The organism is Streptomyces sp. NPDC001480 (genome assembly GCF_042894725.1).
Classification (GTDB): domain Bacteria; phylum Actinomycetota; class Actinomycetes; order Streptomycetales; family Streptomycetaceae; genus Streptomyces.
In genome coordinates this window covers 362,782-377,902 of record NZ_JBIAVX010000001.1, presented here as the reverse complement: position 1 = coordinate 377,902, position 15,121 = coordinate 362,782, and the positions used below count along the sequence as shown (strand labels likewise).

Here is a 15,121-nt window from a genome sequence, read left to right as displayed (position 1 = left end):
CCGCTCACTCCTCGGTCGTCTGCTGGGTCCAGGTCCAGGCGTACTGGAGCCAGTCCGCCACGGTCAGCGCGCCGAGACCGCCGCACACCAGGCGGGTGGCGCGCGGCGCCGAGGCGTAGCAGCACACCAGGACGCCCGCCAGCCAGGCCGAGGTGCAGAACGGACAGGACACCAGCTCACCGACGGCCCGCCGGACCCCGCTGCCGCGCGGTGTGTCCGAGACCTCGCTCGCCTCGCCCTCGGACTCGCGGCGGGTGAACGGCGCCCTGACGAAACTGGTCACCTTGTCCCTGGTCAGCAGCCTCGAGCCCTTGTACGCGGCGGTCCCCATCAGGGCGACGTCCCAGGGCGGCACCCGCTGCGGCAGCCGTACACCGCGGCGGCGCGCCACCGCGGCGAACGCGGCCGCACCCGCCGTGAACACACCCGCGAGCACGGCGTAGCCGCCGAGGGGCTCCTCGCCCTCGTCGTCGTAGCGCACGCTGTCCGTCGTCATGGCACCTCCCCGTGGCACAACGGCCCTCGCCCCCGGTGGGCCGGCCCCGAGTTCCCCGGGGCGCGGCCGTCACACGTCGTCCTGAGGCGGGGCGCGACCCGACCGCCCATACTGTTGCTACGTACGGATCTGCGTACGGAGCCCTTCCCGGAGATGAACCCGCCGTCGTGCGGCTGCCCCGGACCGCTGTCCGGTCCCCTCACCTCCTTCGACAAGGAGTTCCGGATGACCCAGACCCAGCGTCCGTCTCCCTCCCCGCCCGCTCTGCGGATCGGCCTGCTCGGCTCGTACGGCGGGTGCAACATCGGCGACGAGGCGATCCTGAAGTGCGTGCTCAGCTGCCTGCGCGGGCACCGCCCCGACGCCCGCCTGGTCGTCTTCAGCCGGCACGCCGAGCACACCCGGCTCCACCAGCCGCAGGCCGACGAGGTGGTCGCCTGGGAGGGAGTCCCGCAGAAACCCGTGCTCGACGCCCTGGCGGGCCTGGACCTGCTGGTGCTCGGCGGCGGCGGAATCCTCTACGACGGCGAGGCGCGCCGCTACCTGAGGCTGGTCCGCGCGGCCCACGAAAGGGGAGTGCGCACCTTCGCCTACGCCGTCGGCGCCGGCCCCCTACGCGAGCCGGAGGACCGGGAGGCGGTGCGCGCCGTGCTGCCCGCGATGGACGACGTCGTGGTCCGCGACGAGGAGTCCCGGCTGGTGCTGGAGGAGGTCGGCGTCGAGTGCGAGCTCACCGTCACCGCCGACCCCGCGCTGCTGCTGCCGCCGGAGCCGTTCACCGAGAAGATGATGCGCGAGGAGGGCCTCCCCGTCGGCGGCCGCCTCATCGGGATGTCCGTACGGGAACCGGGCCGGGCGGCGGAGAACCTCGACGAGGCCAGCTACCACGCGCTCCTCGCCGACGTGGCCGACTTCCTGACCCGGCGGCTGGACGCGCACGTGGTCTTCGTGCCGATGGAACGCCAGGACGTCCACCACGCGCACGGCGTGCTGTCCCGGATGAGCGCCCCGGACCTCGGGCGCATCCTCCACAACCGCTACAGCCCGGGCCAGGTGCTGGGCTTCATGCGCCAGCTCGATCTGGTCGTCGGCATGCGCCTGCACTTCGTGATCTTCGCGGCGGTCACCGGCCTGCCCTTCCTGCCGCTGCCCTACGCCGGCAAGGTCTTCGACTTCGCCCGCCGCACCGGCGCGCCGACGCTGGTCGGCGTGGCCCGGGAACAGGCCGGGCTGCTGCTCGCCGAGGTGGACCGGCTCTGGGACGAGTTCCCGCAGCGCCGCGGGGACCTGGGCACCCGGGTGGCCGGGCTGCGGGCACTGGCCGGGGAGACCTGTGTCCGCTGCGGCGACCTCATCGACTCCCTCGACGGCGGCCCGCGGGACACCGCACGGCACCTGGTGCCCGAGCCCGGCCTGTGCCTGTTCACCACGGGCGCGGCGGCGGTGCGGGCCGACGGGAGGTAGCGCGGCGATGCCCCTGCTGGAAGAACCGAGCCGGCCCAGGACCGTCACCCTCCCGCCGCGCCCCGCCCGGCACGGCGGGAGGGCGGACGTCCTGGTGGTCGGCGGCGGCCCGGCCGGCACCGCCGCCGCGTACGCGGCCGCCGACGCCGGCGCCGACGTGGTGCTCGTGGAGCGCTACGGCTTCCTCGGCGGCAACGCCACGGTGGCCCTGGTGATGCCGCTGATGTCCTTCCACAACGAGCACAAGCAGGCCGTGTTCGCCGATCCCTGGGAACAGGGCGACCGGCTGCTGCCCGGCGACCACGGCGAGGGCGAGGCGGTGGTCGCCGGCTTCCTGTGGCGGCTGCTGGACCGGCTCACCGAACGCGGCGGATGTATCCCACCCTCGCTGGAGACCGGCTACACCGTGCCGTTCGACCCGGAGATCTTCAAGCTCGTCCTGCTGGACCTGCTCGACGGCGCGGGCGTGCGGCTGCTGCTGCACGCCTTCGCCTCCACCGCGCTGCCCCTGGACGACGGCTGGCGGGTGGCGTTCGAGACCAAGTCGGGACCGGTGGTGATCGACGCCGCGGCCGTGGTCGACGCCACCGGCGACGGCGACGTGGCCACCGCCTGCGGAGCGCCCTGCGAGATCGGCCGCCCCGAGGACGGCCTGGTGCAGCCGATGACGCTGATGTTCCGGGTCGCCGACTTCGCGCGGCCGCGGTTCGCCGAGTACGTGCGCTCCCACCCCGACCAGTGGCGCGGTGTGCACGGGCTGTGGGACCTGGTCGAGGAGGCCACCGCGGCGGGCGAGCTGAACCTGTCCCGAGAGGACATCCTGTTCTTCGGCACCCCGCACCCGGGCGAGGTCGCCGTCAACAGCACCCGGGTCACCGGCGCGCTGGGCACCGACGTCTGGGACCTGACCCGGGCCGAGTACCTCGCCCGCCACCAGATGGCCCAGATCGACCGGTTCCTGCGCAGCCGCGTCCCGGGCTTCGAGAACGCCTACGCGGTGCAGAGCGGCACCCAGATCGGCGTCCGGGAGACCCGCCGCATCCTCGGCGACTACCAGCTCACCGGGCACGACATCCTCCAGGCCCGCGCCTTCCCGGACGTCGTCGCGCACGGCGCGTACCCGATCGACATCCACAACCCGCAGGGCACCGGAACCGTCCTCAAGCGCGTGCCCCGGGGGCGTTTCTACGACATCCCGCTGCGCGCGCTGCTGCCCCGCGGCATCGAACGGCTGCTCGTCGCCGGCCGCTGCATCTCCGGCACCCACGTGGCGCACTCCTCGTACCGCGTGATGCCCATCGCGATGGCCACCGGCCAGGCCGCGGGCGTCTGCGCCGCGCTCGCCGTCCGCCTGGGCCGGCGCCCCCGCGAGGTGCCCCACCGGGTCGTCCAGCAGGAACTCCTGCGCCAGGGCGCCCGCCTGCACTGCGAGACCACCGACCTCGCGCCGACCCCTCGGTGACCGTCGGGGCTCACACCGGGGACGGCTCCGGTACGGGACCGGGCTCGGGCGGACGCGGGTCGGGGGGCGGGGTGGGCGACGGACCGGGCGGCGGTTCGGGCACCGGGTCCGGCAGCGGGGGACCGGGCGCCGGATCGGGGCGCCCCGGACCCGGCACCGGCGGTGTGGGCTCCGGCGGGACGGGGATGGGTGGCTGGACCATGTTCGCCTCCTTCGTCAGAAATGCTGTGTGTTCCCCGTATCCCGCGCGCCACGCCCGCGCCACTGGAAGACTGCCCCCGTGATCGACGATCTTCCCGAGGGCCTGACGGCCCGGCACCCCGCCGCCGACGACCACCCGAGGGTGCTGGCCGTGCTCGAGGCGTGGTGGGGCGGCCTCAAGGGCGCGGCCGGGGCCCGGGAGCGCGCCCTGCTGCTGCCCCGCCTGTACTTCCAGCACTTCACCACCACCAGTTACCTGGTCGAGCACGCGGACGGCGAGCACGGCGACGGCGCGCACGCGGACGGCGAACTCGCGGCCTTCCTCGTCGGGTTCCTGTCGCAGACCGACCCCGACGCCGCGTACGTGCACTTCGTCGGCGTCGACCCGGCACTGCACGGCCGGGGTGTCGGCCGTGCCCTCTACCGGTCCTTCTTCGAGCTGGCCCGGTCCGACGGCCGCCGCTTCGTGCACTGCGTCACCAGCCCGCAGAACACCGCCTCCCAGGCCTTCCACACCCGCCTCGGCTTCACCGTCTCCCCGGTCCGGCCCGACTACGACGGCCCCGGCCTCCACCGCGTGACCTTCACCCGGGACCTGGCGTAGACCTTGCCTGAGCTCGGGTGCTCGGCGCACGCTGGTGGTATGCCTGGTCACGACGGCCCGACGCTCATCGGCTCCGTGCAACGGGCGTTCCGCCTGCTGGAGGCGGTGAGCGCGCACGCCAACGGCGCGCCGGCGAAGCAGCTGGCGCGGGAGACGGGCCTGCCCCTCGCCACCGCCTACCACCTGCTGCGCACGCTCGTGCACGACGGGTACGTGCGCAAACTCGACGACGGTGTCTTCGTCCTGGGCGACAAGCTCCAGACGCTGCACACCAGGGGCAGCGGGCAGGCACTGCTCAGCCGGATCCGGCCCACGCTCGCCGCGCTGCGCGACGAGTTCGCCACCGCCACCTACCTGACCTTCTACGAGGAGGGCGAGATCCGGGTCGCGGAGATCGTCGACGGTCCCAGGGCGCCCCGGGTCGACCTGTGGGTGGGATTCGAGGACGCGGGGCACGCCACCGCGCTGGGCAAGTCCGTGCTGCGCGAGCTGGACGAGGATTCCCGCCAGGACTACCTCTCCCGCCACCACCTGCCCGATCTCACCCCGCGGACCATCACCAGCGCCGTCGAACTGCTCCGGCGGCTCGACACCTCGCCCGTGGCCCCGGCGGTCACGGACCTGGAGGAGTACTCTCTCGGCACGGTGTGCATCGCGGTGCCCGTCTACAGCGGGGACACACTCGGCTCGCTCGGCGTCTCGCTGCCCGCGGACCGGATCTCCCGGATCGAGGAGATCAGGGCGCGGCTGCTCCCGACCGCGAGCCGCGTGACCAGAGGCCTGTCGCTCACTATCTGAAATTCCGCTGCTTGTCTCGCGGGGGAACAAACCCGTTTCCTGGATGAAACGGACTTTTCGGGAGTCTCCCCCCGGCGCACAGGTGAGGACTGCGGAAAATACATGAGTCAGGCCCGAAACCATGGCCTCGGCCACTGGCCGACACGACTGCTCAGTGGCCGAGCGGCCGGTCATCGAGCGGCCCCCGTACTGCCCGTGCTGATCGTCTGCCTCGTCGTGCTCGTCGACCTCCTCGGCGGAGCAGGGATGATCTGGCTGCCCCTGCTCGCCGCCGGACCCGCGCTGTCCGCCACGACCAACGGTCCGCGCGGAGTGCTGTGCGTGGGGCTCCTCGCCGCCACTCTGAGCGCGACGCTGGGCGCCCGCGACGGTGTTCCGCTCGGCGAACTGACGGCCGTGCTGTCCGCCCTGCTGGCCGTCACCCTGGCCAGCTGCCTGACCAGCGCGCGGCGCGGCCGCCGGGAAAGGGTGCTGGCGGCCGTCCGGTCGGTCGCGGAGGCCGCCCAGCACGCGCTGCTCAAGCCCGTACCCACGACGGTCGGACCGTTCCAGGTGGCCGTCCGCTACAGCGCCGCGGCGGCGGAGGCCCGTATCGGCGGGGACCTCTACGCCCTGGTGCCCACCCCCTACGGGGTGCGGCTGATCGTCGGTGACGTGCGCGGCAAGGGACTGCCCGCCGTGGGCACCGCCGCCCTGGTCCTCGGTGTCTTCCGGGAGGCCGCCTACGACGAGCCCGATCTCCTCGCCGTGGTCGGCAGGATCGAGCGGAGCCTGGCACGCAACCTCGGAGACGACGACTTCGTCACCGCCGTGGTCGCCGGATACCCGTCGCCCGGACGTCTGGAGGTCGTCAACTGCGGCCACGCGCCCCCGCTGCTGGTGCGCGACTCCGGAGGCGTCGAGGCGGTGGAACCGGCCCACCCGACCCCGCCCCTGGGCCTGCGCGCCCTCTCCGGCCAGGCCCCCAGCCTCCAGGTGCTGCCGTTCGCCGACGGGGACCAGCTGCTGCTGTACACGGACGGGGTCACGGAGGCCCGCGACCACGACCGTGAGTTCTACCCTCTCGCCGAGGGGCTGGCCCGCCATGTCTCCGGCGAACCGGCACGCACCCTCGACGCGCTCCATGACGAACTGCTGGCCCATGTGGGCGGCCGGCTGCACGACGACGCCGCGCTGCTCCTGCTGCGCGTACCGGCCGACACGGAAGGGCCGGCCGCCGGGTCCGCCGTCGCCGGGTTCGCTCAGGTCTGAGCCGTCCGGCCGTGTGCCGCCGTGACGAGGTCGGCCCACCGGGTGATTCCGCCGGAGTGGATACGGATGCCGTGCCGGGCGGCCAGCGCGTGGACGATGTGCTCGCCCCGGCCGTGCTCGTCCGGGTCGACACAGGCCGGTGACTGCCCAGCCGTGCGCGCCGGCCCCGCGTCGGTGACCTCGACACGCAGGGTGCCGGTCCCCTCACCCCGGACCCAGGACAGCCGCAGCTCCGCCGGGGGCAGGGCGTGCACGAGCGCGTTGGTGAGCAGCTCCGACACCACGAGCAGGGAGTCCTCGAGGATCTCCGGGGACACGTCCCAGCCGGCCAGCACCGCCCCGGCCCGTCGGCGCACGGCGGAAACGGCCCCGCTGACGGGCGGCAGCGCGAAGACGTGCTCCACTGTGTCGCGAGGCATCGGATCGAGCTCCAGCTGTACCGACATCAGGTCTCCTCCCGTGAACCGGCGGTGCGCCTGGCCTCAGCGCGCGGTGCCGGGCCTCGTAGCAAACTATGAAGCCGGACGAACCCGGTCAATGAACGTCGGTCGGCATTGCCGAACGCTCCCGAGCGGCCCCCGCCGACCCCTTCGACCTGCACGAAAAGCGGACAGCCCACAGCGGTAATAGGCTCGGTCCATGACCGGCCCGGTCCAGTCGATCGAACGGGCGGCGGCGATCCTGCGTCTGCTCGCCGGTGGCCCCCGCCGACTCGGACTCGGCGAGGTGGCGGCCTCGCTCGGGCTGGCGAAGGGCACCACCCACGGCATCCTGCGCACACTCCAGCACGTCGACTTCGTGGAGCAGGACGCGGCGACCGGTAAGTACCAGCTCGGGGCCGCCCTGCTGCACCTCGGCACCAGTTACCTCGACGTCAACGAGCTGCGGTCGCGCTCCATCAACTGGGCCGACGCCCTGGCCGCCCGCAGCGGCGAAGCGGTCCGCCTGGGTACCCCGCTGGAGGGCCAGGTCCTCGTCGTCCACCACGTCTTCCGGCCCGACGACAGCCTCCAGACCCTGGACGTGGGCTCGCTGCTGCCGCTGCACGCGTCCTCGCTCGGCAAGGTCCTGCTGGCCTTCGGGACCGCCCCCCTGGAGGAGGCCCTGGAACCCGGCCTCGAGGCGTACACCCGTCACACCCTCGCCGTCCCGGAGCAGCTCAACCGGGCCCTGGCCGAGGTCAGGGAGGTCGGCTGGGCCGCCGAGGTCCAGGAGATGAGCATGGGCGAGGCCGGTGTCGCCGCGCCGATCAGGGGGCACGGCGGCCTCGTGGTGGGTGCCATCGGACTGTCCGGCCCGGTCGAGCGGATCTGTGACAGTCAGGGCCGGCCCCGGCCGAACCTGATCACGCTGCTGCGCGAGGCCGCCCGGGCGATCTCCAGAGACCTGGGAGCGGCCCGCTGGTGATGCGCCGCCAGCACCCGCCGCGACACATCGGAAGGACAGAACCGATCATGGTTGAGCGGTATGTGATGTCCGTCGATCAGGGCACCAACTCCACCCGATGCATTCTGTTCGACCACCATGGCCGGCTGGTGACCGTGGCCCAGCGCGAGCACCGTCAGCACTTCCCCAGGCCCGGATGGGTCGAGCACGACGCCGTCGAGATCTGGCGCAACCTGGTGCGGATCGTGCCCGAGGCCCTGTCCGGTGCCGATGTCGCCGTCCAGGAGGTCGCCGCCATCGGCATCACCAACCAGCGGGAGACGACGGTGCTCTGGGACCGGCGGACGGGCGAGCCGGTGGGCAGGGCGATCGTCTGGCAGGACACCCGCACGGCACCGCTCGTGGAGGACCTCAAGCGCGAACCCGGCGAGGAGTTCTTCCTGGACCGCTGCGGCCTCCCCCCTTCGACTTACTTCTCCGCGCTGCGCATCCGCTGGCTGTTCGACCGGGTCGACGGGCTGGAACAGCGGGCCAGGGACGGCGAGGTGCTGTTCGGCACGATGGAGAGCTGGCTGATCTGGAACCTCACCGGAGGCGTGGACGGCGGCCTGCACATCACCGACCCCACCAACGCCAGCCGCACCATGCTGATGAACATCCGCACGCTCACCTGGGACGAGGAACTGCTGGCGTTCTTCGGTGTGCCCCGGCCGATGCTGCCCGAGATCCGGTCCTCCGCCGAGACCTACGGCGAAGCCCGCTCGGTCATGCCGGGCATCCGTGTCACGGCCGCCCTCGGCGACCAGCAGGCCGCACTCTTCGGGCAGACCTGCTTCTCCCCGGGCGAGGCGAAGTGCACCTACGGAACGGGCAGCTTCCTGCTGCTCAACACCGGCGCCGACGTCATACGGTCCCGGCACGGGCTCCTCACGACCGTCGCCTACAAGATCGGCGCCCAGCCCCCGGTCTACGCCCTGGAGGGCTCGATAGCCGTCACCGGCTCCCTGGTCCAGTGGTTCCGCGACCGCCTCGGCCTGATCAGCTCCGCGCCGGAGATCGAGACCCTCGCACGATCGGTCGAGGACAACGGCGGCTGCTACATCGTCCCCGCCTTCTCCGGGCTGTTCGCGCCCCGCTGGCGCAGCGACGCACGCGGGGTCATCGTCGGCCTGACCTCGTACATCACCAAGGGGCACCTGGCGCGGGCCGTCCTGGAGGCCACCGGCTGGCAGACGCGCGAGGTCGTCGACGCGATGAACGCCGACTCCCCGTTCGGCCTGCGGGAGCTGAAGGTGGACGGCGGCATGACGGCCGACAACCTGCTCATGCAGTTCGTGGCCGACGTGCTCGACGTGCCCGTGGTGCGGCCCATGGTCGCCGAGACGGTCTCCCTCGGCGCCGCCTACGCCGCGGGCCTCGCCGCCGGCTACTGGCCGGACCTGGAGGTCCTGCGCCGCAACTGGCACCGGGCCGCCCAGTGGCTGCCCGACATGGACCCCGAGCGGCGGGAGCAGGAGTACGACAACTGGCAGCGGGCCGTGGAGCGCTCACTGGGCTGGATCAGATCGCCGAAGAACGGCTCGTGAGGAGCACCCGGTCAGCTCTGCGCCCTCGCCCAGACCGCGTCGGCCGTGGAGAGCCGGTGCGTGGCCAGCGAGGTGACCGCCAGCAGCACGAGGGCGAGGCCCAGCGTCAGCACCAGGTGGCCGTGCCCGAGGAGTGCGGCGCCCGCGAGCGCGCCGGCGAACATGGCCAGCACCGACAGCAGCCGGCGGCCCGGCCGTGGCGCCGCCCCGCCCGCCGGAGCGGAGTCGGCGGCCAGTCCGGTCAGGGTGAGCGTCAGGACGGTGGTGGTGAGGTCGGGCACGCCCAGCCGGCGGGCCACCGCGTTCTGGAGGCCCATGGCGAGCCCCAGCGACACGATCAGGGCGTACCGTGCGCCGGTGGTGACGTGACCGTCGCAGAGCGCGGCGACCGCCACCGCGGCGGCCACGAGCACCGTCTGCACTGCCGTGGCCGTACGCAGCAGGAGCCCGCGGTGGGCGGCGAACCGGGTGCCCAGCCGGCCGCCGGCGAGCGCCCCCAGCAGGAACGCCGCCGGCGACACGACGGACGCGAGCGCCGACAGTCCGGCCGTGCCCGCCAGGGCGAAGCCGAGGAAGACCACGTTCCCCGTCATGTTGGCGACGAAGACGTGGCCGAGCGCCAGATAGCTCACCGCGTCGACCAGCCCCGTGACCACGGTCAGGGTCAGCATCAGCGGCGGCAGCGGGCCGTGCCGGTCGCCGGCGGGCGGCACCAGGGTGCGGGCCGCGTCAGTCAGCAGCCGGCGCATACCGGGCCCCCTCGGGCGCGGGGCGGCGCAGCACCGCCCGGGTGAGCAGCCCGCTGACCGGACCGGCGACGATCGCCGCGACCCCGGCCCACCACGGCCACGGAGTCAGCCCGAGGACGTGGTCGGCCGACCAACGGCCGGGGCCGGTCAGCGCCAGTGCCCCGGAGACGACGACGAGGACCACCGGATACTCGTAGCCGTCGTTCTGCACCCACAGCCCGTTGCGCCACTTCACGGTGGAGGCGACCGTCATCACCCCCATGGCGGCCATCGCCGCCGCGGGAGTCAGCAGCCCGGCCGCCAGGAACACGCCCGCGCCGACCTGGCTGCCGCCCGCGGCGAGCGCGGTGAGCCGGCCGCCGCGGAAGCCGTCGTGCCGGAACTCCTCGGTACCGCCCGCCAGACCGTTGCCCCCCAGCCGGAAACTGACCTTCTGCACTCCATGGCCGGCGATGAGGAGACCCGCCACCAGCCTCAGGACCAACAGTCCGGTGTCCATCGTGTCGTTTCCGCCCCGCTCAGCCGGCCGCGTGGGCGCCGAGGACGGACTGCGCGTAGACGATGCCCATGCCGTAGGCGCCGCCGTGCTCCTTGACGACGTCCGTGACCGGGACGTACGTCTCCGTACGCGCCCAGTCCCGCTGGAGTTCCAGCAGCACCTGCACCCAGGTCACCGGCACGGCGCCCGCCTGGACCATGCGCTGCACCGCGTGCTCGTGGGCCTGTGGGCTGACCCCGCCGGACGCGTCGGTGACCACGTACACCTCGTAGCCCTGGGCCAGCGCGGACAGGGTCGGCAGGACGACGCAGACCTCGGTCCACAGCCCGGCGATCACCAGCTTCTCACGGCCGGTGGCCTTGACCGCCTCGACGAAGGCGAGGTCCTCCCAGGCGTTCATCGTGCTGCGGTCGATGATCTTCCGCTCCGGGAAGACCGCCGCGAGCTGCGGCAGGATCGGGCCGGAGAAGGACTCGGCGGCCACCGTGCTCAGTACCACGGGGACGTCGAACACCTCGGCGGCCTTGGCCAGGCCCACGGTCGCGTTGATGATCGCGGTGCGGTCGCCGCTGCCGGTGCCGAAGAACATCTGCGGCTGGTGGTCGACGAACAGCACCGCGCAGTTGTCGGGGGTGAGCAGGTCGGGGCTGGGAGCGGCGGTGACCTCGGTGATGTCGGGCATGAGTGTGCCTTTCCTTGTGTGAGGGGGTCTTGAGAGTGGTGATCAGAGGGAGAAGCAGGGGTCGAAGGCGGCGCCCGCCGTGGGCGCGAGGGTGCCGCGCCGTACCCGCCACCGGCGGTGCAGTTCCGCCTCGGCGACGGCCTCGGCCAGCGACTCGGCCTGCCGGGCGCCCGGCAGACCCGCGCCGGGTGCCGCCTGGTAGCCGCCGAAGTGCGCCACCGGGCTCCAGGCGGGGCTGACCGGGGGCAGTTCCTCGTCGAGGCCCTCGTACTCGGCGGCGGCGTACACGATCCGGCCGCCGGTGACCGTCAGCAGCGACTCGATGTGCGGGATCAGCGGCTCGGCCACGGTGAGGAAGTCCTCGGAGAGGACCGCGAGGTCCGCGAAGCAGCCGGGCCGCAGCACGCCCTTGACGTCCTCCTCGCCGGTCAGCGCGGCCCCGGACCGGGTGAACAGCGCCAGCGCGGTCTCCCGGTCGAGACGGTGCCGGGGCGCGCGGAGCGCCAGGTCACCGACGGTACGGCCGCTGACCAGCCAGTGCAGGGCGATCCACGGGTTGTAGCTGGAGACCCGCGTGGCGTCCGTGCCGGCGCCGACCGTCAGCCCGCGCTCCAGCATCGCGCCGATCGGCGGAGCCTGAGCGGCGGCTCCCGTTCCGTAGCGGCGTGCGAAGGCCTCGCCCTGGAAGGACAGCCGGTTCTGCACGGACAGCGCCCCGCCGAGCGCGGCGATGCGGTCGAGGCTGTCGGGGGAGACGGTCTCCGCGTGGTCGAACAGCCAGCGGTTCCCGGCCGGGAAGAGCCCGTCCGCGGCGAGTGACTCGAACACCGCGAGGTCGCGGCGGATGGTCTCGTCGTAGGTGGCGTGCAGCCGGAAGCCCCAGCCGTGCTCCATGAGCAGCCGGACCGCGTTCTCGAACTCCGCCTCGTAATCGGGGGCGAGTTCCGGACGCGGCTGGCTGAAATTCTCGAAATCCGCCGCCGCCCAGGTCAGGTTCTCACCCGCGCCGTTGAGGCGCAGCCAGGCGTCCCCGTCCCCGGGCCGGGCCATTTCCATCCAGCGGGTCAGGTCGGATATCTCCTGCCCCGGTGTCTGCGGAAAGAGGTGATAGGCGATCCGCAGTGACAGCCGGCCTTCCGCGGCCAGTTCCACGACCGTCCGGTAATTGTCCGGGAAATTCTGGAATCCGCCGGCCGCGTCGATCGCGGACGTCAGCCCGAACCGGTTGAGTTCGCGCAGGAAATGCAGGGTCGAGGTCTTCTGGTCCTCGCCTTCCAACACCGGCGCCCTGGCCAGCGTCGAGTACAGGACCAGGGCGCTCGGGGCGGCCAGCAGCATGCCCGTCGGCTCCCCGTCCCGGCCGCGGACGATCTGCCCGCCCCTGGGGTCGGGCGTGTCCCTGCCGAATCCGGCCGCCTTGAGCGCCGCCCGGTTGAGCACGGCCGCCTGGTAGAGGTGCAGGACGAACACCGGGGTGTCCGGCGCGGCGGCGTTCAGCTCCGCGACCGTCGGCAGCCGCCGCTCGGCGAACTGCTCCGCCGACCAGCCGCCCACCACCCGCACCCACTGCCCCTTCGGGGTGCGCGCGGCCTGCTCGCGCAGCATCGCCAGGCCCTGGCGCAGGGTCGGCACGCCGTCCCAGCGCAGTTCCAGTACGTAGTTGAGCCCGCCGCGGATCACGTGCAGATGGGCGTCGTTGAGGCCCGGCACCACCCGCCGGCCGAGCGCGTCCACGACCCGCGTGTCCGGACCGACGCGGCCCGCCACGTCGGCGTCGTCGCCGACGGCCGTGATGAGACCGTCGCGCACGGCGAGCGCCGTCGCGTACGGGCGGCGCGGGTCCTGCGTATGGATCCGCGCATTGCGGACGACGAGTTCCGCGGCATTGTCGGTGGCTCGCGGGACCAGCCCGCCGACCGGCATGGATGACACCGTGGGAAACCCCTCCCGAAATCGATTCGCTGCGGTGTCACGCTAAGCCGGACCGCCGGGTGCGGAAGTTCCGTCCGTGCACCGAATCCGTTCTCACAGTGCACTGGCATTCGGTGCGCTGTGAGAACACAGCGAGTGCACTCGTGGGCAATTGACGGCCCTCCGGCGCATTTACCGTTACCGGCGTATCGACTCATCACCGCACCACTGTGAACACCAGGAGAAACCCATGTCCGACGCCGCCCGGCCGGTCACGCCGGTACTGGAGCCCGCGGCGGCCGCCTTCGCGGAGGCGACCGCCAACCCGCCCTACCTCTTCGACCTGCCCCCCGCCGAAGGGCGCAAGGCGGTCGACGAGGTGCAGTCCGGCGACATCGACAAGCCCGCCGTCGACGAGGAGTGGATCACCGTCTCCGGCGGCCCGACCGGCGAGGTCCGCGCCCGTGTCGTCCGCCCGGCGGGGGCGACGGGACGGCTTCCCGTGATCCTCTACATCCACGGCGCCGGCTGGGTCTTCGGCAACGCCCACACCCACGACCGCCTGGTCCGCGAACTCGCCGTCGGCGCCGGCGCGGCGGTCGTCTTCCCCGAGTACGACCTCTCGCCCGAGTCCCGCTACCCGGTCGCCATCGAGCAGAACTACGCGGTCGCCCGGTGGGTCGTGGAACAGGGCGGCACCAAGGACCTGGACGGCTCGCGCCTGGCCGTGGCCGGTGACTCCGTCGGCGGCAACATGACCGCCGCCCTGACCCTGATGGCCAAGGAACGCGGCGGCCTGCCGCTTCTCCAGCAGGTCCTCTTCTACCCGGTCACCGACGCGAGCTTCGACACCGGCTCCTACCACCAGTTCGCCGAGGGCTACTTCCTGCGCCGCGACGGCATGCAGTGGTTCTGGAACCAGTACACGACCGACGAGGCCCAGCGCGCCGAGATCACCGCCTCCCCGCTGCGCGCCACCACCGAGCAGCTCACCGGTCTGCCCCCGGCCCTGGTCATCACCGCCGAGGCCGACGTGCTGCGCGACGAGGGCGAGGCCTACGCGAACAAGCTGCGCGAGGCCGGGGTCCCGGTCACCGCCGTCCGGGTCCAGGGCATCATCCACGACTTCGTGATGGTCAACGCCATGCGCGGGACCCACGCGGCCCAGTTCGCCATCACGCTGGCCGCGGACACCCTGCGCGCCGCCCTGCACACCGCCTGAACCCCGGGAGACACACCGACATGACCACCTCCACCCCCACCGTCGTCCTGATCCACGGCGCCTTCGCGGACGCCGGCAGCTGGTCCGGGGTCGTCGCCGAACTCCAGGGCCACGGCATCCCCGTGATCGCCCCGCCCAACCCGCTGCGCGGCCTCGCCTCCGACGCCGCCTACGTCGCCTCCGTGGCCGCCCAGATCGACGGCCCCGTCATCCTGGTCGGCCACTCCTACGGCGGTGCCCTCATCACCGTGGCCGGCACCACCGAGAACGTCGTCGGCCTGGTCTACGTGGCCGCCTACGTCCTGGAGGAGGGCGAGAGCCTCGGCGAGCTCCAGGGCCGCTTCCCGCTCTCCCCGCTGGTGAGCAACCTCAAGGAGTGGACGTACCCGGTGGCGGGCGGCGAGAAGGCCGTCGAGGTCACCATCGCCGAGGACGCCTTCCCGTCGGTCTTCGCCGCCGACGTGCCCGCGGGCGTCACCAAGATCCTCGCCGCCGCCCAGCGTCCGCTCGCCGCCGCCGCTTTCGAGGAGACCGCGACCGCGGCCGCCTGGAAGACCAAGCCCTCCTGGGCGCTGATCGCCGGCGCGGACGAGGCGATCAACCCCGAGGTGGAACGCTTCGGCGCCAAGCGCGCCGGCGCCACCGTCGTGGAACTCGAGGGCGCCTCCCACGCGGTCGCCGTCTCCCGGCCCAAGGAGGTCGCCGACCTGATCCGCGAGGCGGTCCGCACGACGAGCTGACCGGCACGCACTGGTTCCGCCGCGCGGACGCGCCCCTCCGGGGGAGCGTTCGCGCGGTGTGCCTCGTGCG

General features: G+C 72.9%; 15 protein-coding genes. 9 read left to right on the top strand and 6 right to left on the bottom strand.

Annotation, left to right across the window (positions count from 1 at the left end; all coding sequences use genetic code 11):
* Positions 1 to 4: 4 nt before the first annotated feature.
* Positions 5 to 496 carry a DUF1360 domain-containing protein gene (locus ACFY01_RS01765; protein ID WP_390733626.1) on the bottom strand — a complete coding sequence of 164 codons (492 nt, stop codon included), beginning with the start codon at positions 494 to 496 and terminating at the stop codon, positions 5 to 7.
* A 225-nt stretch (positions 497 to 721) separates the two neighbouring features.
* On the opposite strand from ACFY01_RS01765, the gene ACFY01_RS01760 reads away from it, so the two are divergent.
* From ACFY01_RS01760 to ACFY01_RS01740, 5 genes are all read left to right on the top strand, one after another.
* On the top strand, positions 722 to 1,960 hold the full coding sequence (locus ACFY01_RS01760) for a polysaccharide pyruvyl transferase family protein (protein ID WP_390733625.1): 1,239 nt from the start codon (positions 722 to 724) through the stop codon (positions 1,958 to 1,960).
* Positions 1,961 to 1,967: 7 nt separating this feature from the next.
* Positions 1,968 to 3,422 carry an FAD-dependent oxidoreductase gene (locus ACFY01_RS01755; RefSeq protein WP_390733624.1) on the top strand — a complete coding sequence of 485 codons (1,455 nt, stop codon included), beginning with the start codon at positions 1,968 to 1,970 and terminating at the stop codon, positions 3,420 to 3,422.
* A 280-nt stretch (positions 3,423 to 3,702) separates the two neighbouring features.
* A complete protein-coding gene (locus ACFY01_RS01750) occupies positions 3,703 to 4,227 on the top strand; it encodes a GNAT family N-acetyltransferase (protein WP_390733623.1) in 525 nt (174 codons plus the stop codon).
* A 39-nt stretch (positions 4,228 to 4,266) separates the two neighbouring features.
* Complete coding sequence (locus tag ACFY01_RS01745) at positions 4,267 to 5,025, top strand: IclR family transcriptional regulator (RefSeq protein ID WP_390733622.1); 759 nt, start codon at positions 4,267 to 4,269, stop codon at positions 5,023 to 5,025.
* A 102-nt stretch (positions 5,026 to 5,127) separates the two neighbouring features.
* The gene (locus ACFY01_RS01740) at positions 5,128 to 6,276 is read left to right on the top strand and encodes a PP2C family protein-serine/threonine phosphatase (protein ID WP_390733621.1); all 1,149 of its coding nucleotides are present in this window, start codon (positions 5,128 to 5,130) and stop codon (positions 6,274 to 6,276) included.
* On the opposite strand, the gene ACFY01_RS01735 is transcribed toward ACFY01_RS01740, so the two are convergent.
* Positions 6,267 to 6,722 (bottom strand): ATP-binding protein, encoded by a 456-nt coding sequence (locus ACFY01_RS01735; RefSeq protein ID WP_390733620.1) that lies wholly within the window; start codon positions 6,720 to 6,722, stop codon positions 6,267 to 6,269. The genes ACFY01_RS01740 and ACFY01_RS01735 overlap by 10 nt on opposite strands.
* Positions 6,723 to 6,915: 193 nt before the next feature.
* On the opposite strand from ACFY01_RS01735, the gene ACFY01_RS01730 reads away from it, so the two are divergent.
* Together ACFY01_RS01730 and glpK are read left to right on the top strand one after the other, a co-directional pair.
* The gene (locus ACFY01_RS01730; RefSeq protein WP_390733619.1) at positions 6,916 to 7,683 is read left to right on the top strand and encodes an IclR family transcriptional regulator; all 768 of its coding nucleotides are present in this window, start codon (positions 6,916 to 6,918) and stop codon (positions 7,681 to 7,683) included.
* Between the two features lie 47 nt (positions 7,684 to 7,730).
* Entirely contained in the window at positions 7,731 to 9,248 is a 1,518-nt protein-coding gene (gene glpK / locus ACFY01_RS01725; RefSeq protein WP_390733618.1) for a glycerol kinase GlpK, read from the top strand.
* 11 nt (positions 9,249 to 9,259) lie between these two features.
* On the opposite strand, the gene ACFY01_RS01720 is transcribed toward glpK, so the two are convergent.
* From ACFY01_RS01720 to ACFY01_RS01705, 4 genes are read right to left on the bottom strand one after another with little or no spacing between them, the layout of a single operon-like run.
* Positions 9,260 to 9,997 (bottom strand): YoaK family protein, encoded by a 738-nt coding sequence (locus tag ACFY01_RS01720; RefSeq protein ID WP_390733617.1) that lies wholly within the window; start codon positions 9,995 to 9,997, stop codon positions 9,260 to 9,262.
* A complete protein-coding gene (locus ACFY01_RS01715) occupies positions 9,978 to 10,496 on the bottom strand; it encodes a DoxX family protein (protein ID WP_390733616.1) in 519 nt (172 codons plus the stop codon). Before ACFY01_RS01715 ends, ACFY01_RS01720 begins: the two co-directional genes overlap by 20 nt.
* 19 nt (positions 10,497 to 10,515) lie before the next feature.
* Entirely contained in the window at positions 10,516 to 11,178 is a 663-nt protein-coding gene (locus ACFY01_RS01710; RefSeq protein WP_390733615.1) for a hydrolase, read from the bottom strand.
* A gap of 42 nt (positions 11,179 to 11,220) precedes the next feature.
* Positions 11,221 to 13,101, bottom strand: a complete 1,881-nt coding sequence (locus ACFY01_RS01705) for an amidohydrolase (protein ID WP_390733614.1) — start codon at positions 13,099 to 13,101, stop codon at positions 11,221 to 11,223.
* 238 nt (positions 13,102 to 13,339) lie between these two features.
* Here ACFY01_RS01705 and ACFY01_RS01700 point away from each other — a divergent pair, with 238 nt between their 5' ends.
* Both ACFY01_RS01700 and ACFY01_RS01695 read left to right on the top strand, forming a co-directional pair.
* Positions 13,340 to 14,311, top strand: coding sequence for an alpha/beta hydrolase (locus ACFY01_RS01700; protein WP_390733613.1), 972 nt, complete (start codon positions 13,340 to 13,342; stop codon positions 14,309 to 14,311).
* A gap of 20 nt (positions 14,312 to 14,331) precedes the next feature.
* A complete protein-coding gene (locus ACFY01_RS01695) occupies positions 14,332 to 15,051 on the top strand; it encodes an alpha/beta fold hydrolase (RefSeq protein ID WP_390733612.1) in 720 nt (239 codons plus the stop codon).
* Positions 15,052 to 15,121 lie beyond the last annotated feature (70 nt).